Annotated in this window: 20 protein-coding genes, 12 tRNA genes and 3 rRNA genes; 32 read left to right on the top strand and 3 right to left on the bottom strand. The window is 46.5% G+C overall.

Features of this window, described 5'->3' with window-relative positions:
* The first annotated feature begins 103 nt into the window (after nucleotides 1–103).
* From alr to WCV65_RS01600, 12 genes are all read left to right on the top strand, one after another.
* Nucleotides 104–1,264 (top strand): alanine racemase, encoded by a 1,161-nt coding sequence (gene alr / locus WCV65_RS01545; protein WP_338779499.1) that lies wholly within the window; start codon nucleotides 104–106, stop codon nucleotides 1,262–1,264.
* Nucleotides 1,265–1,414: 150 nt separating this feature from the next.
* Nucleotides 1,415–1,696, top strand: coding sequence for a hypothetical protein (locus tag WCV65_RS01550; RefSeq protein ID WP_035404384.1), 282 nt, complete (start codon nucleotides 1,415–1,417; stop codon nucleotides 1,694–1,696).
* 4 nt (nucleotides 1,697–1,700) lie between these two features.
* Nucleotides 1,701–2,051, top strand: a complete 351-nt coding sequence (ndoA, locus tag WCV65_RS01555; RefSeq protein WP_035404386.1) for a type II toxin-antitoxin system endoribonuclease NdoA — start codon at nucleotides 1,701–1,703, stop codon at nucleotides 2,049–2,051.
* 220 nt (nucleotides 2,052–2,271) lie between these two features.
* On the top strand, nucleotides 2,272–3,108 hold the full coding sequence (locus WCV65_RS01560; protein ID WP_035404388.1) for an STAS domain-containing protein: 837 nt from the start codon (nucleotides 2,272–2,274) through the stop codon (nucleotides 3,106–3,108).
* The gene (locus WCV65_RS01565; RefSeq protein WP_035404391.1) at nucleotides 3,105–3,470 is read left to right on the top strand and encodes an STAS domain-containing protein; all 366 of its coding nucleotides are present in this window, start codon (nucleotides 3,105–3,107) and stop codon (nucleotides 3,468–3,470) included. Before WCV65_RS01560 ends, WCV65_RS01565 begins: the two co-directional genes overlap by 4 nt.
* A 3-nt stretch (nucleotides 3,471–3,473) precedes the next feature.
* Nucleotides 3,474–3,875: an anti-sigma regulatory factor gene (locus WCV65_RS01570; RefSeq protein ID WP_035404394.1), complete on the top strand. Its 402-nt coding sequence runs from the start codon at nucleotides 3,474–3,476 to the stop codon at nucleotides 3,873–3,875.
* A 12-nt stretch (nucleotides 3,876–3,887) separates the two neighbouring features.
* Complete coding sequence (locus tag WCV65_RS01575; protein ID WP_035404396.1) at nucleotides 3,888–4,895, top strand: PP2C family protein-serine/threonine phosphatase; 1,008 nt, start codon at nucleotides 3,888–3,890, stop codon at nucleotides 4,893–4,895.
* Nucleotides 4,896–4,956: 61 nt separating this feature from the next.
* Nucleotides 4,957–5,289 carry an anti-sigma factor antagonist gene (locus tag WCV65_RS01580; RefSeq protein WP_035404398.1) on the top strand — a complete coding sequence of 111 codons (333 nt, stop codon included), beginning with the start codon at nucleotides 4,957–4,959 and terminating at the stop codon, nucleotides 5,287–5,289.
* The gene (rsbW, locus tag WCV65_RS01585; RefSeq protein ID WP_035404401.1) at nucleotides 5,286–5,768 is read left to right on the top strand and encodes an anti-sigma B factor RsbW; all 483 of its coding nucleotides are present in this window, start codon (nucleotides 5,286–5,288) and stop codon (nucleotides 5,766–5,768) included. The genes WCV65_RS01580 and rsbW overlap by 4 nt, the downstream gene beginning before the upstream one ends.
* Entirely contained in the window at nucleotides 5,734–6,525 is a 792-nt protein-coding gene (sigB, locus tag WCV65_RS01590) for an RNA polymerase sigma factor SigB (RefSeq protein WP_035404404.1), read from the top strand. The genes rsbW and sigB overlap by 35 nt, the downstream gene beginning before the upstream one ends.
* Nucleotides 6,522–7,121: a PP2C family serine/threonine-protein phosphatase gene (locus WCV65_RS01595; protein ID WP_338779506.1), complete on the top strand. Its 600-nt coding sequence runs from the start codon at nucleotides 6,522–6,524 to the stop codon at nucleotides 7,119–7,121. The genes sigB and WCV65_RS01595 overlap by 4 nt, the downstream gene beginning before the upstream one ends.
* Before the next feature lie 100 nt (nucleotides 7,122–7,221).
* Nucleotides 7,222–9,390 (top strand): Tex family protein, encoded by a 2,169-nt coding sequence (locus tag WCV65_RS01600; protein WP_338779508.1) that lies wholly within the window; start codon nucleotides 7,222–7,224, stop codon nucleotides 9,388–9,390.
* 33 nt (nucleotides 9,391–9,423) lie between these two features.
* On the opposite strand, the gene cmpA is transcribed toward WCV65_RS01600, so the two are convergent.
* Nucleotides 9,424–9,534: a cortex morphogenetic protein CmpA gene (gene cmpA, locus WCV65_RS01605; RefSeq protein ID WP_123913341.1), complete on the bottom strand. Its 111-nt coding sequence runs from the start codon at nucleotides 9,532–9,534 to the stop codon at nucleotides 9,424–9,426.
* 111 nt (nucleotides 9,535–9,645) lie between these two features.
* Here cmpA and WCV65_RS01610 point away from each other — a divergent pair, with 111 nt between their 5' ends.
* The 20 genes from WCV65_RS01610 to tsaD all read left to right on the top strand — a co-directional run bounded on the left by WCV65_RS01610 (nucleotide 9,646) and on the right by tsaD (nucleotide 19,412).
* Nucleotides 9,646–10,095, top strand: coding sequence for a SprT family protein (locus WCV65_RS01610; RefSeq protein WP_338779511.1), 450 nt, complete (start codon nucleotides 9,646–9,648; stop codon nucleotides 10,093–10,095).
* 137 nt (nucleotides 10,096–10,232) lie between these two features.
* Nucleotides 10,233–10,307: transfer RNA gene (locus WCV65_RS01615), tRNA-Asn, on the top strand.
* Nucleotides 10,308–10,332: 25 nt separating this feature from the next.
* Nucleotides 10,333–10,423, top strand: a tRNA-Ser gene (locus WCV65_RS01620).
* Between the two features lie 15 nt (nucleotides 10,424–10,438).
* Nucleotides 10,439–10,510: transfer RNA gene (locus tag WCV65_RS01625), tRNA-Glu, on the top strand.
* 68 nt (nucleotides 10,511–10,578) lie between these two features.
* A tRNA-Gln gene (locus WCV65_RS01630) sits at nucleotides 10,579–10,653 on the top strand.
* 3 nt (nucleotides 10,654–10,656) lie between these two features.
* Nucleotides 10,657–10,732 (top strand) — tRNA-Lys (locus tag WCV65_RS01635).
* A gap of 15 nt (nucleotides 10,733–10,747) precedes the next feature.
* Nucleotides 10,748–10,829: transfer RNA gene (locus WCV65_RS01640), tRNA-Leu, on the top strand.
* Between the two features lie 19 nt (nucleotides 10,830–10,848).
* A tRNA-Leu gene (locus WCV65_RS01645) sits at nucleotides 10,849–10,934 on the top strand.
* A 64-nt stretch (nucleotides 10,935–10,998) separates the two neighbouring features.
* Nucleotides 10,999–11,075, top strand: a tRNA-Arg gene (locus WCV65_RS01650).
* Between the two features lie 16 nt (nucleotides 11,076–11,091).
* Nucleotides 11,092–11,168, top strand: a tRNA-Pro gene (locus WCV65_RS01655).
* A 19-nt stretch (nucleotides 11,169–11,187) separates the two neighbouring features.
* Nucleotides 11,188–11,261: transfer RNA gene (locus WCV65_RS01660), tRNA-Gly, on the top strand.
* Nucleotides 11,262–11,345: 84 nt separating this feature from the next.
* A 16S ribosomal RNA gene (locus WCV65_RS01665) occupies nucleotides 11,346–12,884 on the top strand.
* A gap of 245 nt (nucleotides 12,885–13,129) precedes the next feature.
* Nucleotides 13,130–16,056 (top strand): 23S ribosomal RNA (locus WCV65_RS01670).
* Nucleotides 16,057–16,129: 73 nt separating this feature from the next.
* A 5S ribosomal RNA gene (gene rrf / locus WCV65_RS01675) occupies nucleotides 16,130–16,245 on the top strand.
* Together the 16S, 23S and 5S rRNA genes with 12 tRNA genes alongside form the textbook arrangement of a ribosomal RNA operon.
* A gap of 202 nt (nucleotides 16,246–16,447) precedes the next feature.
* A tRNA-Met gene (locus WCV65_RS01680) sits at nucleotides 16,448–16,524 on the top strand.
* 4 nt (nucleotides 16,525–16,528) lie between these two features.
* Nucleotides 16,529–16,605 (top strand) — tRNA-Asp (locus tag WCV65_RS01685).
* 152 nt (nucleotides 16,606–16,757) lie between these two features.
* The gene (gene tsaE / locus WCV65_RS01690) at nucleotides 16,758–17,237 is read left to right on the top strand and encodes a tRNA (adenosine(37)-N6)-threonylcarbamoyltransferase complex ATPase subunit type 1 TsaE (RefSeq protein ID WP_338779512.1); all 480 of its coding nucleotides are present in this window, start codon (nucleotides 16,758–16,760) and stop codon (nucleotides 17,235–17,237) included.
* Nucleotides 17,215–17,907, top strand: a complete 693-nt coding sequence (tsaB, locus tag WCV65_RS01695; RefSeq protein WP_338779513.1) for a tRNA (adenosine(37)-N6)-threonylcarbamoyltransferase complex dimerization subunit type 1 TsaB — start codon at nucleotides 17,215–17,217, stop codon at nucleotides 17,905–17,907. Before tsaE ends, tsaB begins: the two co-directional genes overlap by 23 nt.
* Before the next feature lie 13 nt (nucleotides 17,908–17,920).
* A complete protein-coding gene (rimI, locus tag WCV65_RS01700; protein ID WP_338779514.1) occupies nucleotides 17,921–18,382 on the top strand; it encodes a ribosomal protein S18-alanine N-acetyltransferase in 462 nt (153 codons plus the stop codon).
* Nucleotides 18,372–19,412, top strand: a complete 1,041-nt coding sequence (tsaD, locus tag WCV65_RS01705) for a tRNA (adenosine(37)-N6)-threonylcarbamoyltransferase complex transferase subunit TsaD (protein ID WP_338779515.1) — start codon at nucleotides 18,372–18,374, stop codon at nucleotides 19,410–19,412. The genes rimI and tsaD overlap by 11 nt, the downstream gene beginning before the upstream one ends.
* Before the next feature lie 227 nt (nucleotides 19,413–19,639).
* On the opposite strand, the gene WCV65_RS01710 is transcribed toward tsaD, so the two are convergent.
* The gene (locus WCV65_RS01710; RefSeq protein ID WP_338779516.1) at nucleotides 19,640–19,879 is read right to left on the bottom strand and encodes a hypothetical protein; all 240 of its coding nucleotides are present in this window, start codon (nucleotides 19,877–19,879) and stop codon (nucleotides 19,640–19,642) included.
* Entirely contained in the window at nucleotides 19,876–21,801 is a 1,926-nt protein-coding gene (locus WCV65_RS01715) for an ABC-F family ATP-binding cassette domain-containing protein (protein ID WP_338779517.1), read from the bottom strand. The genes WCV65_RS01710 and WCV65_RS01715 overlap by 4 nt, the downstream gene beginning before the upstream one ends.
* Nucleotides 21,802–21,972: the final 171 nt, after the last annotated feature.

Here is a 21,972-nt window from a genome sequence, read left to right on the forward strand (position 1 = left end):
AATTTTGTATAGGGGTACACCTTCCTGTAATCCGTTTGACAAGAGCCTGTTCATAGTCGGATAATCTTCTATAGCATGAATTTTGTCAGAGGATGTGTAGGGAATGAGTGAGGATCTTACTTTTTATCGGGATACTTGGGCGGAAATTAATTTAGACGCCATTGAATATAATGTAAAGAGCATGATTCAGCATCTTGGCCGGGATGGTAAAGTAATTGCGGTCGTCAAAGCAAATGCATACGGGCACGGAGATTATGAGGTGGCTGAAACAGCTATTAAGGCGGGAGCTGATATGCTCGCCGTTGCATTTGTGGATGAAGGAATAGCGCTTCGGAAAAAAGGGATGCGTTCGCCGATTCTTGTCCTTGGAGCATCACGGCCTGAAGATGTGCAAATCAGCATCGATTATGATCTTACACTGACTGCGGTATCTCTCGATTGGGTTATGCAGGCAGAAAAATATGCAGCTGACGGGGAGCTTGCTTTCCATATTAAGCTGGATACAGGAATGGGACGCCTTGGCATCACAAAGAGAGAAGAGCTGGAGGCTGTCATTGAGTTTGCATGCACATCTGCCCATCTGAAACTTGGCGGGATTTTCACGCATTTCGCAACGGCTGATGAACTGGATTCTGATTACGCGGAATATCAGTTTGCAGCATTTGAAAAACTGATCGATGGGATCGCTTATCCGGAGTGGATGATTCATTGCGCAAACAGCGCGGCAGGACTTAGATTTCCCGGACGGATATTCAATACTGTAAGGCTTGGAATTTCCATGTATGGCCTTGCCCCTTCCATGGAGCTCAAAGAAAATTTGCCTTATCCATTGGAGGAAGCCCTGTCCCTTCATACAAAACTGGTTCACGTTAAAAAAATAGCAAAAGGTGAAAAGGTCAGCTATGGGGCAGCCTATACAGCGGAAGAAGATGAATGGATCGGAACGCTTCCTGTCGGATATGCCGACGGATGGATTCGGCGTCTTAAGGATTCCGAGGTGCTTGCTGACGGAATGAGGGTGCCGATTGTCGGCAGAATCTGCATGGATCAGTGCATGATTCGACTTCCTCGAAAAATGCCGATTGGAACACAAGTTACCCTGATTGGAAGACAATCAGAAGAATATATTCCCATTGATGAGATTGCCGGGCGTCTGGAAACCATCAATTACGAAGTTCCTTGTATTTTGTCGGCCAGAGTCCCCCGTATGTTTTTGCGAAATAAGAGTATAATGGAAGTTAGGAACCCCATTATCCAATCATAATCAGCTAAAAAAAGGCTGATAGATGGGGATTAATCATACTTGAGGCATTAAGAGATTATTTAGAAAATAGTTTGCTTCTCGCATCAATAGTGGTATGATTGACTATGGAATGGAATAACGGGTGTGCAAGTTTGGTGGAGGTGTATGTTTGTGTCTGAATCCAGCGCAACGACTGAAATTATGATCCGCTTACCGCAGACATTAGTGTCAGAATTGGACAGTCTTGTCAAACAAGAGAACGGAAATCGAAGCGAGCTTATTTATCAGGCGACAAAAATGTATCTTCGTGAACGCAAAAAGCGCCAAATTCGTGAATCCATGAGACGCGGATACATGGAAATGGCCAAGATTAACCTCAATATTGCTTCCGAAGCTTTCATGGCAGAATCAGAGGCTGATCATACCGTAGACCGCTTAGTAAGCGGAGGTTGATCCTTTGATTGTTAAACGCGGCGACGTTTATTTTGCTGACTTATCTCCTGTGGTGGGTTCTGAACAGGGAGGCGTTCGTCCAGTTTTAATCATTCAAAACGATATCGGCAACCGGTTTAGCCCCACTGTCATTGTTGCAGCTATTACTGCCCAAATCCAAAAGGCGAAATTGCCGACTCATGTCGAGATTGACGCAAAACGCTATGGCTTTGAACGGGACTCTGTTATTTTGCTGGAGCAAATCCGGACAATCGACAAACAGCGACTAACCGATAAGATTACTCATCTTGATGATGAAATGATGGATAAAGTGGATGAAGCCTTGCAGATAAGCCTCGGACTTATTGATTTTTAATCGAATACCCAAAATAAAAAGGGAGTTGCTATATCCAGCGGCTCCCTTTTTATTTTATAATGAAAATAATTAGACACAGACTGTTATACCGGGGATGAGAGCGAAACCCACAACTTGGAAACTCCTTTTCGCCGGCACATTCCTTTTTTTTGTTTACATAAATAGGTATAATGTGATGAGTGTATATATAATAGATTTTAGGGAATAAGGGGGGATTTACATGAATCAGGAATACAACCCGATTTTAGCATTTTTACGCGAGAATCAGACGGAGATTGCAGAAAGTTGGTTTGCAGCTCTTAAGGAATTGGATGACCGTAAATATTCAGAACTCATGTCGGATTCTGCTTATATGAATACAGCGCAGGATTTCATCAATGTTCTGCTTCAGCATATGGAGGGAACCGCTGAGAACCATGATCAGCTAGTAACCAACTTTTCTTCCCGACTTGTACAAGCCGGCTGGTCGCTGACCTTTATTACAAAAGGTGTTAAGCAGCTGGGGCTTATTATCTTTTCAAAGATGACGGAAGATGCTGCCGAAGAGGACAAGATGAAATTGGTTTGGGAGTTTGACCAAAATTTTTCTCCGCTCACAGAAGAACTTCTGCTGGAATATGCCGCTTCATGGGAAAGAACTGTTTCGCTTCAGAAAATAGCGCTTCAGGAACTATCCGCCCCGCTTATTCCTGTATTTGAACATATAACCGTGATGCCCCTGGTGGGAACGATTGATACAGAAAGAGCCAAACGCATCATGGAAAATCTGCTGGATGGTGTTGTGAAGCACCGTTCTCAAGTCGTATTAATTGATATAACCGGGGTTCCGGTAGTGGATACGATGGTCGCCCACCACATAATTCAGGCTTCCGAGGCAGTGCGCCTTGTGGGAGCAAAATGTCTTCTTGTCGGCATTCGTCCTGAAATTGCCCAGACCATTGTGAATCTTGGAATCAACCTGAATCAGATTACAACGAAGAACTCACTTCAAAAAGGTATTGAAGCTGCGTTGGAAATGACAAATAGAAATATCGTCTCAACGGGGGAATTAGTATGAGAACGCCAAGAATACCCATTTTAAAATTGAAAGATTGCCTTCTCATTTCAATTCAATGGGAATTGGACGATCAGACTGCTCTGCAATTTCAGGAAGATCTTCTTCATAAAATTCATGAAACGGGTGCCAACGGAGTCGTGATTGATTTGACTTCTGTTGATGTCATCGATTCATTTATTGCGAAGGTACTTGGAGATGTGATCAGCATGTCCAAGCTAATGGGTGCTACAGTCGTTCTTACAGGTATTCAGCCTGCAGTAGCGATCACTCTAATCGAGCTCGGCATTCAGCTTGAAGACGTGAAGACCGCATTAGATTTAGAAAAAGGACTTGAGACACTTCAGCAGGAATTGGGGGAATAGCCAATGGACAACCAATCCTGTGTAAAAATAGTGACGGAATGGGATATCGTTGCAGCACGCCAGCTTGGGCGCAACGTAGCGAAAGAGCTTGGTTTCGGAACTGTAGACCAGGCGAGAATTACCACCGCCATATCTGAATTGGCAAGAAACATTTATTTATACGCTGGCCAGGGCCAGCTTTGCATAGAACAGATAGAAGAGTACGGAAAAAGAGGACTGAAAATAATAGCCATTGATAGTGGTCCCGGAATTCCTGATATTCGCAAAGTCATGGAAGACGGCTTTTCAACTTCAGGAGGACTCGGTGCCGGATTGCCAGGTGTAAAACGGCTGATGGATGAGTTTAACATTCAGTCTGCTTCTGGGGAAGGGACCGACATACGAGCGGTCAAATGGCTTCGCTAGGAGGCTGGCCTTATGGAATTCAAGGAAGTTGTAGAAACTAAATATCGAGAGCTGCTGCACAATTATATAAGCGAACTAACAGAAACAGCACTATATCAAGGACAAAAATTCAGCAGACAAACGCTTCAGCAGCAAATTCCTCCTGAGGAAATTGTCAGCATCCACCGGAAAGTGCTTCAGGAACTGTATCCGGATATTCAGGAAGATGTGCTGAACTCTCTTGATTTTCTCCTTGAAGTGATGATGGGGTATGGACTTGCCTATCAGGAGCATCAAATTTTAAGGGATAAACAGCTTGAGATTAAGTCGGAGATTGAAATAGCCGCTAATGTGCAGCAGACATTGCTGGAAACGAAAATTCCGAACTGCAAAGAACTGGATATCGGTGCAGTGAGTATACCATCCAAACAAATGAATGGAGATTATCATCATTTTGTCCAGGATGAGAATCACATTAGCATTGCACTGGCCGATGTAATTGGAAAAGGAATTCCGGCTGCTTTATGTATGTCGATGATTAAATACACGATGGACAGCCTTCCGGAATCACGTAAAGATCCTGGATTTGTGCTGGAAAACCTTAACCGTGTAGTTGAACAGAACGTGGATCCAAGTATGTTTATTACGATGTTCTACGGAATGTACGATTTGCACAGCCATTTGTTTTCATTTGCATCTGCGGGGCACGAACCCGGTTTTTATTATTCAAAGCGGGAAGATGTTTTCCATGATCTTGATGCAAGGGGACTGGTTCTCGGCGTTGATCAGAACGTGAAATACAAGCAGTATGATAAAAAAGTGGAATGCGGAGACATAATTGTTCTTTTATCTGACGGTGTTTCCGAGAGCAGATCTGAAGACGGATTTGTTGAGAGATGCGAGATTTCTAATTTAATCAGAAAATATGAACACCTTCCCGCGCAGAAAATTGCAGACACGATTTATCAGGAATTTTTATCTATGCAGGATTTTCAGCTAAGGGATGATTTTACCTTTATTATTATCCGCAGAAATGTTTAATAGTATTTGGAAAAGGGTAGGAAACTAGTAGCATAAATCGTATTGTCTGAGGTGAATTTTAATGAATTTAAAAACAACTATTGAGAATATGGAACAAATGACGAAAGTAACAGTTTCAGGAGAAATTGATGCTTATACAGCGCCAAAGCTTAGAGAAGAATTACTTCCGCTTGCAGAACAAACCAAACCGCAGCTAGTGATCAGCCTGCGTGATGTATCATATATGGATAGTACAGGTCTCGGTGTGTTTGTCGGACTTTTAAAAACAGTGAGGAAAAATGAAGGCGAGCTCCGCCTTGTTGAACTTTCCGACCGTCTTGAAAGATTATTTACAATCACTGGACTTAATGACATCATCGATATTTCATCAAAAGCAGAAGGTGGGGTACAATGAATTCAATCGTGGATTACATTGAAATGAAAATTCCTGCAAGACCTGAATATGTGGGCATTGTCCGCCTTACACTCTCAGGGATTGCCAGCCGCATGGGTTATTCTTATGATGAAATTGAAGATCTTAAAATTGCTACAAGTGAAGCTTGCACAAACGCTGTGCAGCACGCGTATAAGAATGTTGAAAAAGGCGAAGTGACCATTGGATTTGGTCTGTATGAAGACCGGCTTGAAGTAATGGTTTCTGATACTGGACAGAGCTTTAATTTCGAAGCGAAGAAGAAGGAATTAGGGCCTTATTCTTCAAACGCCAGTGTAGATTCCCTGCCGGAAGGAGGGTTAGGCCTTTATTTGATGGAAACGCTCATGGATGAGGTCCGTGTGCAGATCAGCACTGGAGTCACCGTATTTTTAACCAAGTTTTTAAACGGGGAGCGGGTGAACCATGACACAACCGTCACAAACTACGAAGCTAACTAAAGAACAAGTAAATGAACTAATAACCGCTTACCAGGAGACACAGGATGATCAGGCTCAAACGGATTTAGTCCATCACTATAGAGGTCTTGTTGAAACCCTTGCCAAGAAATACTCCCGTGGGAAAAGCTTTCATGAAGACCTGCTTCAGGTAGGAATGATCGGCCTTTTAGGTGCGATTAGGAGGTACGATTCTGAAGTTGGGAAATCGTTTGAAGCTTTTGCAATTCCAACGATAATCGGCGAAATCAAAAGATTTCTCCGCGATAAGACATGGAGCGTCCATGTACCGCGAAGAATCAAAGAACTCGGACCGAAGATTAAGGCCGCTGTGGATGAACTGACAAATACTCTTCAGCGTTCGCCGAAAGTGTATGAAATTGCTGAATACCTTGAAGTGTCAGAGGAAGAAGTGCTCGAAACGATGGAAATGGGAAAAAGCTATCAGGCTTTATCTGTTGACCACTCGATTGAAGCAGATCCTGACGGCAGCACGGTTACCATTCTTGATATCGTTGGTTCTCAGGATGATGGATTCGAACGGGTTAACCAGCGTATGATGCTTGAAAGTGTGCTCCATGTTCTTTCTGAGCGGGAAAAGCAAATTATTCAGCTGACGTTTATTGAAAACAAAAGCCAGAAGGAAGCCGGAGAGGAATTAGGTATTTCTCAAATGCATGTTTCAAGGCTTCAGCGCAGAGCTATTCATAAGCTGAAAGAAGCTCTGGCAGCTGATAAATCTGTGGAGTACTATCAATGATTGAGCGGGAAACAAATGAACGGGTTCGCGCTTTAGCCTTTCAGCTCCAAAAAAAAGGGAAAGTTCTCTGCGGAGACAGTTTCTTTATGAAAACAACAGAGGATTATTTTGTTTGTTCCCTTGCAGACGGACTTGGCAGTGGGGAATTGGCACATGAATCCTCGCAGGCAATCAGTGATTTGGTGGAAATGCATCATGAAGAAAATGTCGAACAGCTATTAATCCGCTGCAATCAGGCATTAAAAGAAAAGCGCGGAGCAACAGTTTCTATTTTTAAAATGGCGTTTGCAGATCAGCAGCTATCCTATGGATCAATTGGGAATATACGTTTTGTGTTGTATAACCCTGCGGGAGACTTCGTTTATCCTCTGCCTGTCCTCGGGTACATGTCCGGCAAACCTCAAAAATTTAAAATAAATTCTTATTCTTATCAGCCGGGTGCTAAATTTATCGTCCATTCGGATGGTCTGAAAATCTCGGCAATAAAATCATTGCTGAGGGATTATGATACGGTGGAACATATATCAGACGCATTAGAATCATACACGCTCGATCGTGATGATGATTTAACCTATATAGTCGGTCAAATTTTTTAAAGTTTATAAAAAATTGGCCGGCTATTTATTTTGCTTTCTGTTAACGGTCCTCTGTTTTTTGTTATGATAGTAACATCTCGCAAATCGGAGGATGTTTACGATGGAACTGGAAAATCAGGATCGTTTATTAAAAGTACTGACTGAGAATTTAAAGATTCCTTATAAACAAGTGAAAAGTGTGATTGCCCTTCTTGAAGAAGGAAACACGGTACCCTTTATCGCCCGTTATCGAAAAGAGATGACAGGCGCATTGGATGAGGTTCAGATTAGAGACATTTCTGAATCATGGCAATACATGCTGAACCTTGAAGGCAGAAAAGCGGAAGTAATTCGTTTGATTGAAGAGCAAGGAAAATTAACGGATGAGCTGAAAAAAGACATTACAGCTGCTGTAAAGCTGCAGCAGGTTGAGGATTTATACAGACCATACAAACAAAAAAGACGGACTAAGGCAACAGCTGCGAAGGAAAAAGGGCTTGAGCCCCTTGCACAATGGATTATGCAGCTGCCACTTTCTGAAAAACCCGAACAAAAAGCTAAAGCCTTTATAGATGGGGATAAAGGTGTTGAGACAGTGGAAGACGCTTTGCAGGGGGCGAAGGATATCATAGCAGAGAAAATAGCGGATGAACCTGCCTATAGAAAGTGGATCCGGGAGCAAGCGTTTAAAAAAGGCATGATCGTAACGGCAGCCAAAGACAAGGAGAAAGATGAAAAGAATGTCTTTGAGATGTATTACGAATATGAAGAGCCTGTTCATAAAGCAGCACCTCATAGAGTATTAGCTATGAACCGCGGGGAAAAAGAAGACATTCTCCGCATATCGGTGAAAACCCCTGCGGACCAAGTGCTCACTTACCTGGTCAGACAGGAGCTTGGTTCCAAGCATACCTCGGTGAAACAGCTTATGGAAGAAGCAATTGAAGATGCTTATAAACGTTTGATCGAGCCTTCAATTGAACGGGAAATTAGAAAAGAACTAACGGAAAAAGCCGATGCACAGGCCATTCATATCTTTTCAGAAAACTTAAGAAACCTGCTCCTTCAGCCTCCATTGAAAGGAAGGGTAGTGCTTGGTCTCGACCCTGCATACCGGACAGGCTGCAAGCTCGCGGTTGTAAGTGAAACCGGAAAAGTGCTTCATATCGGAGTGATTTATCCGCATGCGCCCGTCAATAAGCGGGAAGAAGCGATGCAAACCATTCTTAAGCTGATTCAGGACTATCAAATTGAAGTAATCGCTGTTGGGAATGGAACGGCATCGAGAGAGAGTGAACAGCTCGCGGCCGACGCAATCCAGCAATCCGGAAAAGATTTAGCTTATCTTATTGTGAATGAAGCAGGAGCTAGTGTATATTCGGCATCTGATTTGGCAAGAGAGGAATTCCCTGACCTGAAAGTAGAGGAAAGAAGTGCGGTTTCCATTGCAAGAAGGCTTCAGGATCCACTCGCTGAGCTTGTAAAGATTGATCCGAAATCGGTTGGTGTCGGACAATACCAGCATGATGTAAGCCAGAAGAACCTGAATGATTCCCTGACGTTTGTTGTGGAAACAGTAGTAAATAGGGTTGGAGTGAACGTAAACACCGCTTCGCCTGCCCTGCTTCAATACGTTTCCGGGCTTTCGAAGACTGTTGCTCAAAACATTGTGAAAAAGCGGGAAGAGCTGGGTAAGATTACAAGCAGAACCCAGCTCAAAGGGATCCCCCGTTTAGGTGCTAAAACATATGAACAGGCAGTAGGCTTTCTTCGGGTAATTGATGGGGAACAGCCGCTTGATCGGACGTCGATTCACCCTGAAAGCTATAAGGTCGTAACAGCGCTGCTAAAGCACCTGGATTCTTCGCCTGCTGAGCTGGGCAGCGAAAGCCTGAAGGAAAAAATAAAGAACCTCGATATAAAAGAAGCATCTGCTGCATTTGGTGTAGGAGAGCTGACCCTGAAAGACATTTGCGATGCATTGGTTCAGCCCGGACGTGATCCTCGTGATGAAGTAGCGAAGCCTCTCCTTAAGAAAAACGTATTAAAGCTCGAGGATTTAAGCAAAGGACTGGAACTTCAGGGAACAGTACGGAATGTAGTCGATTTTGGTGCGTTTGTAGATATCGGAGTAAAACAGGACGGGCTTGTTCACATTTCAAAACTGAGCCGGCAGTATGTAAAGCATCCTCTGGATGTGGTGAGCGTAGGCGATGTAGTGACCGTATGGGTGGACTCAGTTGACGTTCATAAAGGAAGAGTTTCATTAACGATGCTCTCAGATCAATAAAAAACGTAAGAACCGAGGAAACACTGCTCCCGATTAGCAGTGTTTTTTTCTGTAAAAATACCAGCATTGATTCAGAAGCTTTATCTGATAGCAATTTTTTTCATGAAAAGCACGCATCATCTGATTTTTTAACCATGATGGCATTGCTCATACCTCCTTAGCCGTTATAATGGAGTATGGGTATTAGCTAATGTATGCAATGAGTAAATGTCCTGTTCTTTGAACAGGCCGAATAAAGAAAGGTGTTACATTCATATGGATCAGCAGCAGCTGCAAGTGCTCGTTGAAGAACTATCTTCCAAGTATTTTAATAAACCATTTACCCATAAAGCGGTGTTCAATAACAGGCTCAGATCAACTGGCGGAAGATATATGCTTTCCTCACACAATATTGAAATCAATCCAAAGCAGCTTGATGAGCATGGAAGAGAAGCGATTGAAGGTATTATTAAGCACGAACTCTGTCACTACCATCTTCATCTGGAGGGAAAAGGATACCGTCATCGGGATCAGGATTTCAGAAAACTGCTTAAGCAGGTGGGAGCTCCCCGTTTTTGTACACCAATTCCTTCTTTGAAAACTCAAAAGCCCCTTCATCTCTATAAATGCAAAGAATGTCTTCAGCGCTTCGAACGGAAACGAAGAATGGATACGAAGAAGTATGTGTGCGGAAAGTGCGGAGGCCGGATTAAACAGTTGAATTAGGTGTTGACGGCGGTTGGTATGTATGGTAAATTATAAAAGCCGTCGTTGAGAGACAGGCTTCATGATTAATTGTTGAATAATAGTATTGACTTCGAGTCATAATTTACCTATAATAAAGAAAGTCTGCTGTTTATTATTCCGCAGTAGCTCAGTGGTAGAGCTATCGGCTGTTAACCGATCGGTCGCAGGTTCGAGTCCTGCCTGCGGAGCCATATTTTTATTAATCAGTACACAGATGGGGAAGTACTCAAGTGGCTGAAGAGGCGCCCCTGCTAAGGGTGTAGGTCGTGTAAGCGGCGCGAGGGTTCAAATCCCTCCTTCTCCGCCATCTAATTTTCAACATGGCCCGTTGGTCAAGCGGTTAAGACACCGCCCTTTCACGGCGGTAACACGGGTTCGAATCCCGTACGGGTCATTTTTTGTTTTCGGACAAGTTCTGATGCGTACAGAGGATTTAGATTCCTTTGGACGATTAGAGAATATTGGGCTATAGCCAAGCGGTAAGGCAACGGACTTTGACTCCGTCATGCGTTGGTTCGAATCCAGCTAGCCCAGCCATCCGAGCCATTAGCTCAGTCGGTAGAGCATCTGACTTTTAATCAGAGGGTCGAAGGTTCGAGTCCTTCATGGCTCACCATTTACATTTTCATATGCGGGTGTGGCGGAATTGGCAGACGCACTAGACTTAGGATCTAGCGCCTTACGGCGTGGGGGTTCGACTCCCTTCACCCGCACTTTATTTTAACTTAACATGCGGTCGTGGCGGAATGGCAGACGCGCTAGGTTGAGGGCCTAGTGGGGGCAACCCCGTGGAAGTTCGACTCTTCTCGGCCGCACCAAAAAAACTTTTTGAAAAGTGTTGACAAGAAATTAACGATTTGATATTATATATAAGTCGCCGATGCGCCCGTAGCTCAATTGGATAGAGCATTTGACTACGAATCAAAAGGTTAGAGGTTCGAGTCCTCTCGGGCGCGCCATATAAACTTGCGGTTGCGGGAAGTAGCTCAGCTTGGTAGAGCACTTGGTTTGGGACCAAGGGGTCGCAGGTTCGAATCCTGTCTTCCCGACCAGAAGTATACATATAATAATGCGGGTGTAGTTTAATGGTAAAACCTCAGCCTTCCAAGCTGATGTCGTGGGTTCGATTCCCATCACCCGCTCCAATTTTTGAAATGATCTTTGAAAACTAAACAAATCGAAGTGCCAACGTTAATTCTAGAGCAACAAACAAGAGCTAGTCAAACTACTTTTTGGAGAGTTTGATCCTGGCTCAGGACGAACGCTGGCGGCGTGCCTAATACATGCAAGTCGAGCGGACCTCTTCGGAGGTCAGCGGCGGACGGGTGAGTAACACGTGGGCAACCTGCCTGTAAGACTGGGATAACTCCGGGAAACCGGAGCTAATACCGGATAACTTTTCGAACCGCATGGTTCGGAGATAAAAGACGGTTATGCTGTCACTTACAGATGGGCCCGCGGCGCATTAGCTAGTTGGTGAGGTAATGGCTCACCAAGGCGACGATGCGTAGCCGACCTGAGAGGGTGATCGGCCACACTGGGACTGAGACACGGCCCAGACTCCTACGGGAGGCAGCAGTAGGGAATCTTCCGCAATGGACGAAAGTCTGACGGAGCAACGCCGCGTGAGTGATGAAGGTTTTCGGATCGTAAAGCTCTGTTGTTAGGGAAGAACAAGTGCGGGAGTCACTGCCCGCACCTTGACGGTACCTAACCAGAAAGCCACGGCTAACTACGTGCCAGCAGCCGCGGTAATACGTAGGTGGCAAGCGTTGTCCGGAATTATTGGGCGTAAAGCGCGCGCAGGCGGTCTTTTAAGTCTGATGTGAAAGCCCCCGGCTCAACCGGGGAGGGTCATTGGAAACTGGAGGACTTGAGTACAGAAGAGGAGAGTGGAATTCCACGTGTAGCGGTGAAATGCGTAGAGATGTGGAGGAACACCAGTGGCGAAGGCGACTCTCTGGTCTGTAACTGACGCTGAGGCGCGAAAGCGTGGGGAGCGAACAGGATTAGATACCCTGGTAGTCCACGCCGTAAACGATGAGTGCTAAGTGTTAGAGGGTTTCCGCCCTTTAGTGCTGCAGCTAACGCATTAAGCACTCCGCCTGGGGAGTACGGTCGCAAGACTGAAACTCAAAGGAATTGACGGGGGCCCGCACAAGCGGTGGAGCATGTGGTTTAATTCGAAGCAACGCGAAGAACCTTACCAGGTCTTGACATCCTCTGCCACTTCTAGAGATAGAAGGTTCCCCTTCGGGGGACAGAGTGACAGGTGGTGCATGGTTGTCGTCAGCTCGTGTCGTGAGATGTTGGGTTAAGTCCCGCAACGAGCGCAACCCTTGATCTTAGTTGCCAGCATTCAGTTGGGCACTCTAAGGTGACTGCCGGTGACAAACCGGAGGAAGGTGGGGATGACGTCAAATCATCATGCCCCTTATGACCTGGGCTACACACGTGCTACAATGGATGGTACAAAGGGCTGCAAAACCGCGAGGTTAAGCGAATCCCATAAAACCATTCTCAGTTCGGATTGCAGGCTGCAACTCGCCTGCATGAAGCCGGAATCGCTAGTAATCGCGGATCAGCATGCCGCGGTGAATACGTTCCCGGGCCTTGTACACACCGCCCGTCACACCACGAGAGTTTGCAACACCCGAAGTCGGTGGGGTAACCCGTAAGGGAGCCAGCCGCCTAAGGTGGGGCAGATGATTGGGGTGAAGTCGTAACAAGGTAGCCGTATCGGAAGGTGCGGCTGGATCACCTCCTTTCTAAGGAAGAATTATCAGCACCCATGCGGTGCAGCAATTAACGGACGCACTTCGACTTTGTTTAGTTTTGAGAGATCATTCTCTCTATACACTTGTTCTTTGAAAACTAGATAACGATATGAATGTCAAACATTCACACGAGTAAGCAAATAACCTTACGATTTTCTTCTGCGCTTGCGTAGATAGAGAACATCAAGTCTGAAAACATCTGTTTTCAGCTCTAACGAAGATAACGTCCGTTATCAGGTTAAGTTAGAAAGGGCGCACGGTGGATGCCTTGGCACTAGGAGCCGATGAAGGACGGTACGAACACCGATATGCTTCGGGGAGCTGTAAGTAAGCGTTGATCCGGAGATTTCCGAATGGGGAAACCCGCTGCTCGTAATGGAGCAGCATCCTGATCTGAATACATAGGATCTGGAAGGCAGACCCGGGGAACTGAAACATCTAAGTACCCGGAGGAAGAGAAAGCAATAGCGATTCCCTGAGTAGCGGCGAGCGAAACGGGATTAGCCCAAACCAGAAGGCTTGCCTTCTGGGGTTGTAGGACACTCAACACGGAGTTACAAAGGAACGGGGTAGAAGAAGCGGTCTGGAAAGGCCCGCCAAAGAAGGTAACAGCCCTGTAGTCGAAACTTCGTTCCCTCCTGAGTGGATCCTGAGTACGGCGGGACACGAGAAATCCCGTCGGAAGCAGGGAGGACCATCTCCCAAGGCTAAATACTCCCTAGTGACCGATAGTGAACCAGTACCGTGAGGGAAAGGTGAAAAGCACCCCGGAAGGGGAGTGAAACAGATCCTGAAACCGTGTGCCTACAAGTAGTCAGAGCCCGTTAACGGGTGATGGCGTGCCTTTTGTAGAATGAACCGGCGAGTTACGATTACGTGCAAGGTTAAGTTGAAAAGACGGAGCCGCAGCGAAAGCGAGTCTGAATAGGGCGATTGAGTACGTGGTCGTAGACCCGAAACCAGGTGATCTACCCATGTCCAGGGTGAAGTTCAGGTAACACTGAATGGAGGCCCGAACCCACGCACGTTGAAAAGTGCGGGGATGAGGTGTGGGTAGCGGAGAAATTCCAATCGAACCTGGAGATAGCTGGTTCTCTCCGAAATAGCTTTAGGGCTAGCCTCATAGTGAGAGTCTTGGAGGTAGAGCACTGATTGGACTAGGGGCCCTCATCGGGTTACCGAATTCAGTCAAACTCCGAATGCCAAAGACTTATCTATGGGAGTCAGACTGCGAGTGATAAGATCCGTAGTCGAAAGGGAAACAGCCCAGACCACCAGCTAAGGTCCCCAAGTATCCGTTAAGTGGAAAAGGATGTGGGGTTGCTTAGACAACCAGGATGTTGGCTTAGAAGCAGCCACCATTTAAAGAGTGCGTAATAGCTCACTGGTCGAGTGACCCTGCGCCGAAAATGTACCGGGGCTAAACGGATCACCGAAGCTGTGGACTGTTCTTACGAACAGTGGTAGGAGAGCGTTCTAAGGGCTGAGAAGCCAGACCGGAAGGACTGGTGGAGCGCTTAGAAGTGAGAATGCCGGTATGAGTAGCGAAAGAGGGGTGAGAATCCCCTCCACCGAATGCCTAAGGTTTCCTGAGGAAGGCTCGTCCGCTCAGGGTTAGTCGGGACCTAAGCCGAGGCCGAAAGGCGTAGGCGATGGACAACAGGTTGAGATTCCTGTACCACCTCTTTTCCGTTTGAGCAATGGAGGGACGCAGGAGGATAGGGTAAGCGCGCTGTTGGATATGCGCGTCCAAGCAGGTAGGCTCAAGGGATAGGCAAATCCGTCCCTTGGTTAAGGCTGAGCTGTGATGGCGAGGGAAATGAAGTACCGAAGTTCCTGATTCCACACTGCCTAGAAAAGCTTCTAGCGAGGAAAATGGTGCCCGTACCGCAAACCGACACAGGTAGGCGAGGAGAGAATCCTAAGGTGATCGAGAGAACTCTCGTTAAGGAACTCGGCAAAATGACCCCGTAACTTCGGGAGAAGGGGTGCTCTTTAGGGTGAATAGCCTTGAAGAGCCGCAGTGAATAGGCCCAGGCGACTGTTTAGCAAAAACACAGGTCTCTGCGAAGCCGCAAGGCGAAGTATAGGGGCTGACGCCTGCCCGGTGCTGGAAGGTTAAGAGGAGAGGTTAGCGCAAGCGAAGCTTTGAATTGAAGCCCCAGTAAACGGCGGCCGTAACTATAACGGTCCTAAGGTAGCGAAATTCCTTGTCGGGTAAGTTCCGACCCGCACGAAAGGCGTAACGATCTGGGCACTGTCTCAACGAGAGACTCGGTGAAATTATAGTACCTGTGAAGATGCAGGTTACCCGCGACAGGACGGAAAGACCCCGTGGAGCTTTACTGCAGCCTGATATTGAATTTTGGCACAGCTTGTACAGGATAGGTAGGAGCCTTGGAAACCGGAGCGCCAGCTTCGGTGGAGGCATTGGTGGGATACTACCCTGGCTGTGTTGAACTTCTAACCCGCGGCCCTGATCGGGCCGGGAGACAGTGTCAGGCGGGCAGTTTGACTGGGGCGGTCGCCTCCTAAAATGTAACGGAGGCGCCCAAAGGTTCCCTCAGAATGGTTGGAAATCATTCGCAGAGTGTAAAGGCACAAGGGAGCTTGACTGCGAGACCTACAAGTCGAGCAGGGACGAAAGTCGGGCTTAGTGATCCGGTGGTTCCGCATGGAAGGGCCATCGCTCAACGGATAAAAGCTACCCCGGGGATAACAGGCTTATCTCCCCCAAGAGTCCACATCGACGGGGAGGTTTGGCACCTCGATGTCGGCTCATCGCATCCTGGGGCTGTAGTCGGTCCCAAGGGTTGGGCTGTTCGCCCATTAAAGCGGTACGCGAGCTGGGTTCAGAACGTCGTGAGACAGTTCGGTCCCTATCCGTCGCGGGCGCAGGAAATTTGAGAGGAGCTGTCCTTAGTACGAGAGGACCGGGATGGACGCACCGCTGGTGTACCAGTTGTCTTGCCAAAGGCATCGCTGGGTAGCTATGTGCGGACGGGATAAGTGCTGAAAGCATCTAAGCATGAAGCCCCCCTCAAGATGAGATTTCCCATCGCAAGAGTAAGACCCCTGAAAGATGATCAGGTTGATAGGTTCGAGGTGGAAGCGTGGTGACACGTGCAGCTGACGAATACTAATCGGTCGAGGACTTAACCTTTATTCAAGTAAGGCTGCTTCACTCGTGCAGCAATCGTTATCTAGTTTTGAAAGAGCAATCTTTCAACCACATATCTGGTAATTATGGCAGAGAGGTCACACCCGTTCCCATACCGAACACGGAAGTTAAGCTCTTTAGCGCCGATGGTAGTTGGGGGTTTCCCCCTGTGAGAGTAGGACGTTGCCAGGTATGAGAGTTATTCCAGGGACAGCATGTCTGTCCTTGAGATAACCTTAATGAAGTACTTTTTATTGTCGCGGGGTGGAGCAACGAGCAATGCTTCCGTGAAAAAGCTTCGAGTTGTACTCGCCGAGCTGCTGCTTGGTTTTGCTTCCTGAGGCGAGGACAGTCTACTGTCCATAAGCATACTAAACTTAATACTTTCTATTATCGCGGGGTGGAGCAGTCTGGTAGCTCGTCGGGCTCATAACCCGAAGGTCGCAGGTTCAAATCCTGTCCCCGCAACCAAAATGGTCCGGTAGTTCAGTTGGTTAGAATGCCTGCCTGTCACGCAGGAGGTCGCGGGTTCGAGTCCCGTCCGGACCGCCATTACATGTATAAGACAACGAAACGTGATGTTTCGTTTTTTTTATGCTTATTTTTTGGTGCGGCGGACTTGGATAAACGAATGGAGTGCGCTAAACTGTTTATAATGATACAAGAACGAAAGGCTTCACTATATAGAATGACAGGTGATCATCATGAAAGCTTTTGAAACGGCTTCTTCTTCCGCACTTTTCACTCAGGCTCTATCAGAAAAACTGGCCCTGCTTCTGCAAGGAGGGGATGTTTTGACGCTTGAGGGAGATTTGGGCGCCGGAAAAACTACGTTCACGAAAGGATTGGCAAAGGGACTGGGCATTAAGAAGATTGTAAACAGCCCTACTTTTACCATCATGAAAGAATATCATGGGGGACGCCTTTCTTTATACCATATGGATGTTTACAGACTGGATGAAGAAAGTGAAGCGCTTGGATTCGAGGAATATTTCGAAGGCAGCGGTGTCACAGTGATTGAATGGGCTCATCTGATACAGGATCAGCTTCCTGTCGAACGGCTTGAGATTGGTCTGTTCCGCACGGGAGATGAGGAGAGAAGCATCCGTTTTACTCCTCATGGGCAAAAATACATTGATATATGCAAGGAGCTTTTTGAAAATGACGAAAGCATTAGCGATTGATACATCCAACGACACGCTTGGAATAGCCTTACTTTCAGATGGAGTGGTGACAGGCGAGCTGATCACTCATGTAAAAAAGAATCACTCGGTTCGGGCGATGCCTGCCATTGAGCAGCTGCTGAAGGATTGCGGAACGATTCCGGCTGAACTTGGTGCCATCATTGCTGCGTCAGGCCCCGGTTCCTATACAGGAGTTAGAATTGGAATGACGATTGCGAAAACACTTGCATGGTCTCTTTCCATTCCTCTCTATACGGTTTCGAGTCTTGAAAGCCTTGCTGCAAACGGCCGGTATTTCCAAGGATTGATCTGTCCGATCTTTGATGCGAGGAGAGGGAGAGTGTATACCGGACTATATTCAGAGAAGAACGGAGCCATTCTTCGCCATGCTGAGGATCAGAACATTCTTCTTGCGGACTGGCTTAAAGAATTAAAAGAGAAAAAGAAACGTGTCTTATTTATTGGACACGATGTTGAAATACACTGGGATGAGATTGAGAGTAGTCTGGGCAGTCTGGCTGCAAGGGCCGATTCGGTTCAAAACAGCCCTAGGCCTTCAGAGCTTGCAAGGATCGGTCTTCAGAAGGACCAGTCCTCTGTGCACACGGCAGTGCCGAACTATACGAGGCTGGCAGAAGCAGAGTCTAAATGGCTTGAAGAGCAAAAATAAGTTGGTGGAGAACGTGGGGAAAAGTGAGTTAAAGATCAGGGGCATGAAAGTGGAAGATATCGAATCTGTTTATGAAATAGAGACGAAATCCTTCAAATCGCCCTGGAATAAAGAGTCCTTTTATAATGAAGTGGCCCATAATCTTTTTGCCACTTATTTAGTTGCTGAAAACGAGCAGAGAGTCATCGGATACTGCGGAATCTGGCTCATTGTAGATGAAGCGCAGATTACCAATATTGCCATTCTTCCCGAATACAGAGGGAACGGCTATGGTGAGCTTCTTCTCAGAAAAGCGATGAAGGAAGCGAAGAAACGCGGAGCGAAACAGCTTTCCCTGGAGGTTCGCGTTTCGAACTACCCCGCCCAGTCACTTTATAAAAAACTGGGGTTTCAGCTTGGAGGAATCAGAAAACAGTATTATACCGATAATTTAGAGGATGCTTTAGTTATGTGGGTGATGTTAAATGGAGTTTAAAAATGTATACATTTTAGCGATTGAAACAAGCTGTGATGAGACAGCGGCGGCTGTAATAAAGAATGGAAACGAAATTGTCTCCAATGTAGTGGCTTCGCAAATTGAATCTCATAAGCGTTTTGGAGGCGTCGTCCCAGAAATTGCATCGAGACATCATGTAGAACAGATTACATTGGTGCTTGAGGAAGCGATGCAGCAGGCAGAGCTAACCTACAAGGATTTGAGCGCTATAGCGGTGACGGAGGGACCTGGTCTTGTGGGTGCCCTATTGATTGGAGTCAACGCTGCCAAAGCGCTTGCCTTTGCACACGGGATTCCTTTGATTGGGGTTCACCATATTGCAGGCCACATCTATGCGAACCAGCTTATTACCGAGCTGAAGTTTCCGCTTCTGTCACTTGTTGTATCGGGCGGACACACGGAGCTTGTATACATGGAAGAGCATGGCTCTTTTGAAGTCATTGGTGAAACTTTGGATGATGCAGCAGGTGAAGCATACGACAAAGTAGCAAGAACGTTGAATATGCCATATCCCGGCGGTCCGCATATTGACCGTCTGGCCCACGAAGGTGAGCCGGTTCTTAATCTTCCGCGAGCGTGGCTTGAAGAGGGGTCCTACCATTTTAGCTTTAGCGGACTTAAATCGGCAGTTATTAACACGCTCCACAATGCGAAGCAAAAAGGTGAGGTTATTGAAGCAAAGGACCTGGCAGCAAGCTTTCAGCAAAGTGTTGTAGAAGTACTGGTTGAAAAAACTTATCGGGCGGCAAATGAGTACAAAGTTCATCAAGTTCTCCTTGCAGGCGGTGTTGCAGCCAATAAGGGACTGCGAACAGCGCTGACAGCGCGCTTTAAGGAGATGCCTGATACGGAGCTTGTCATTCCTCCGCTGTATTTATGTACAGACAATGCAGCCATGATTGGCGCTGCAGGTCACATGCTTTTCCAAAAAGGCAGAAGAGGGAGCATGAGTATGAATGCAAACCCCGGCCTTGAACTGGACAATGCTGATTGTGGACCAAGATCCTGAACCTGTTAATAACCAGGCAGGATCTTTTTTTATCCTAAAAGTTATCCACACACTTATCCACATAAGCTTTAATAGCAATAAAATCTATATATACCATAAGCTAAAGAGGTGTGGAAACCGTGGATAAATTTAGAGCTGTTTGTGGATATTGTGGATAAAAAAGCTGAAACCGCGCTAATCCACAGACGAAGCCTGTGGATAAAAAAGAGCAGCCAGAAAGCAGGTATTCATGCTGCCTCAGTCATCTGAGATTGGCTTGATTTTTTGCCAATTTCCGCGGGAAGGGCAGAGAGCCTTCCAATCGCTTTGCGCCTGTGAAATCTCAACCCTTTCGCTCCAATCACTAACCATTTATGGGTAAAGAACAATTCATAATCCTTAATAGAAAACAAAAACCCGGAAACGATAGCAGCGTTTCCGGGTTTTCCTATTATTGCACTTGGCAAGGCTTTTAGACAGTCCTTCATGCTTGAAGCTCTTCCCATTCATCCATCAGTCTAGACACAGATAAACGGTGCTCTTCATTTTCACGGCTGATGTCCTGCAGCTTTTCATGATCGTGAAAGTTCGCCGGATCAGCTAGCAAGTGCTCGTTTTCCTCGATTTTCTCTTCAAGGGTAAAGATTTCAGCTTCAATTTCTTCAATCCGCCGCTGTTTTTGCCGCTCCATTTTCTTAAGTTCTTTCTCCTGCTGATAGCTCAGCTTCGTTTCTTTTGAGTCCTGAACCTTTACAGAGCCAGCTTCCTCCTGCAGTTTTATCGCAGCCAGCTCCTCTTGCTCCTGTTTCTTTTCAAGATAGTAATCGTAATCCCCGAGGAACAGCTCGAGACTATTCTTTGAAAGCTCGCACACCTTCGTTGCAATCCGGTTGATGAAGTAACGGTCATGCGAGACGAACAGAATGGTTCCTGGATAATCTACCAGGGCATTCTCCAAAACTTCCTTGCTGTCCAAGTCCAGATGGTTCGTCGGCTCATCGAGGATCAGCAGGTTCGCTTTTTCGAGCATCAGCTTCGCAAGGGCAAGTCTCGCTTTTTCTCCTCCGCTTAAGGCAGAGACAGGCTTCAGAACATCATCCCCTGAGAAAAGAAAATTACCGAGTACCGTCCGGATCTCCTTTTCAGGCTTAAGGGGATATTCATCCCAAAGCTCATTTAACACCCGCTTGTTCGAGGTGAGCTCTGCCTGCTCCTGATCATAATAGCCAATCTTCAAACTGGAACCGTAGCGGATATCGCCTTCAATTGCCTGAAGCTTTCCAACAATTGTTTTTAGGAGCGTAGATTTTCCGATTCCATTCGGTCCTACGAGTGCCAGGCTGTCTCCCCGGTCTGCGGAAAACGAAATGTTGGAGATGGTCGGGATTTTTCCATCATAGGAAACAGAAAGGCTGTCCACCTTCAGGACATCGTTTCCGCTCTGCTTTTCAATATCAAACCGGAAAACGGCTGATTTTTCATCCCCAAGCGGACGGTCCAGCATGTCCATTTTTTCAAGCTGCTTCCGTCTGCTTTGGGCCCGTTTTGTTGTGGATGCTCTGGCAAGGTTCTTTTGAACGAAATCCCTGAGCTTGGCGGCCTCATCCTGCTGTTTCTCATAGGCCTTCATATCACGCTCATAGTTCTCTGCTTTTTGCTCCAGGTACTTGCTGTAGTTTCCGATAAATTTCGCGGATTGAAGCCTGGAGATCTCATAAACCTGGTTCACCACTTTGTCGAGGAAATACCGGTCATGCGATACGATCAGAACGGCGCCTTTATAGCCCTGAAGGTACTGCTCCAGCCAGGAAAGAGTCGCAATGTCCAAGTGGTTTGTCGGCTCATCCAGAATCAGAAGGGCCGGACTTGTTAATAGAAGCTTTCCCAGGGCAAGCCGGGTTTTCTGGCCTCCGCTGAGCTTGGCAATCGAAGTTGAGGAATCAAAATCCCCGAATCCAAGGCCATGCAGAATAGAGCGGATGTCTGCTTCATACTGATAGCCGCCGCGTTCTTTAAAGGAAGTCTGCAAATGATCGTATTCCTTCATGACCTGTTCAAACTGCGGGCTGCCCGGATTGATCTCGGCCATATCGGATTCCATGCCGCGCATTTTTTTCTCCATCTGCTGAAATTCACTGAACACCGTCAGCATTTCATCCCAAATGGAACGGGACGATTCAAGCCCCGTGTTTTGCGCCAAATAGCCAATGGTCAAATCCTTTGGCTTGATTATCTCGCCGGAATCATACGATAATTGACCTGAAATAATTTTAAGAAGCGTGGATTTTCCGGCACCGTTTCGGCCGACGAGGGCAATCCGGTCCCGTGTTTGAATTTCCAGCTTAATATTCGATAATATAGGCTCAGCTCCAAAAGATTTTGTGAGCTGCTGAACTTGTAGTAGAATCATTCTTTTCACCTCATGTATACTAGTTTCAGTGTAGCTTAACTGCGGTTTGCCGGCAACCATGCTGTCTGTTTCACCGGAAATTGTTGCAATCCGTAAACAGACAATCAAGATAAAATAGTGTATAGTTTGGGTAAGACGCTTTGAATGTCCATTTTTATCCACTTCCAATTG

This window comes from Metabacillus sp. FJAT-52054 (assembly GCF_037201815.1).
GTDB lineage: Bacteria > Bacillota > Bacilli > Bacillales > Bacillaceae > Metabacillus_B > Metabacillus_B sediminis.

Coding starts and splice junctions, on each gene's coding strand:
- WCV65_RS01610 (WP_338779511.1), top strand. CDS start 9,646: ATGGATCAGCAGCAGCTGCAAGTGCTCGTTGAAGAACTATCTTCCAAG.
- tsaD (WP_338779515.1), top strand. CDS start 18,372: ATGGAGTTTAAAAATGTATACATTTTAGCGATTGAAACAAGCTGTGAT.
- WCV65_RS01600 (WP_338779508.1), top strand. CDS start 7,222: ATGGAACTGGAAAATCAGGATCGTTTATTAAAAGTACTGACTGAGAAT.
- tsaE (WP_338779512.1), top strand. CDS start 16,758: ATGAAAGCTTTTGAAACGGCTTCTTCTTCCGCACTTTTCACTCAGGCT.
- WCV65_RS01580 (WP_035404398.1), top strand. CDS start 4,957: ATGAATTTAAAAACAACTATTGAGAATATGGAACAAATGACGAAAGTA.
- sigB (WP_035404404.1), top strand. CDS start 5,734: ATGACACAACCGTCACAAACTACGAAGCTAACTAAAGAACAAGTAAAT.
- cmpA (WP_123913341.1), bottom strand. CDS start 9,534: ATGCCATCATGGTTAAAAAATCAGATGATGCGTGCTTTTCATGAAAAA.
- tsaB (WP_338779513.1), top strand. CDS start 17,215: ATGACGAAAGCATTAGCGATTGATACATCCAACGACACGCTTGGAATA.
- WCV65_RS01710 (WP_338779516.1), bottom strand. CDS start 19,879: ATGAAGGACTGTCTAAAAGCCTTGCCAAGTGCAATAATAGGAAAACCC.
- WCV65_RS01565 (WP_035404391.1), top strand. CDS start 3,105: ATGAGAACGCCAAGAATACCCATTTTAAAATTGAAAGATTGCCTTCTC.
- WCV65_RS01575 (WP_035404396.1), top strand. CDS start 3,888: ATGGAATTCAAGGAAGTTGTAGAAACTAAATATCGAGAGCTGCTGCAC.
- WCV65_RS01570 (WP_035404394.1), top strand. CDS start 3,474: ATGGACAACCAATCCTGTGTAAAAATAGTGACGGAATGGGATATCGTT.
- alr (WP_338779499.1), top strand. CDS start 104: ATGAGTGAGGATCTTACTTTTTATCGGGATACTTGGGCGGAAATTAAT.
- WCV65_RS01715 (WP_338779517.1), bottom strand. CDS start 21,801: ATGATTCTACTACAAGTTCAGCAGCTCACAAAATCTTTTGGAGCTGAG.
- WCV65_RS01560 (WP_035404388.1), top strand. CDS start 2,272: ATGAATCAGGAATACAACCCGATTTTAGCATTTTTACGCGAGAATCAG.
- rsbW (WP_035404401.1), top strand. CDS start 5,286: ATGAATTCAATCGTGGATTACATTGAAATGAAAATTCCTGCAAGACCT.
- WCV65_RS01595 (WP_338779506.1), top strand. CDS start 6,522: ATGATTGAGCGGGAAACAAATGAACGGGTTCGCGCTTTAGCCTTTCAG.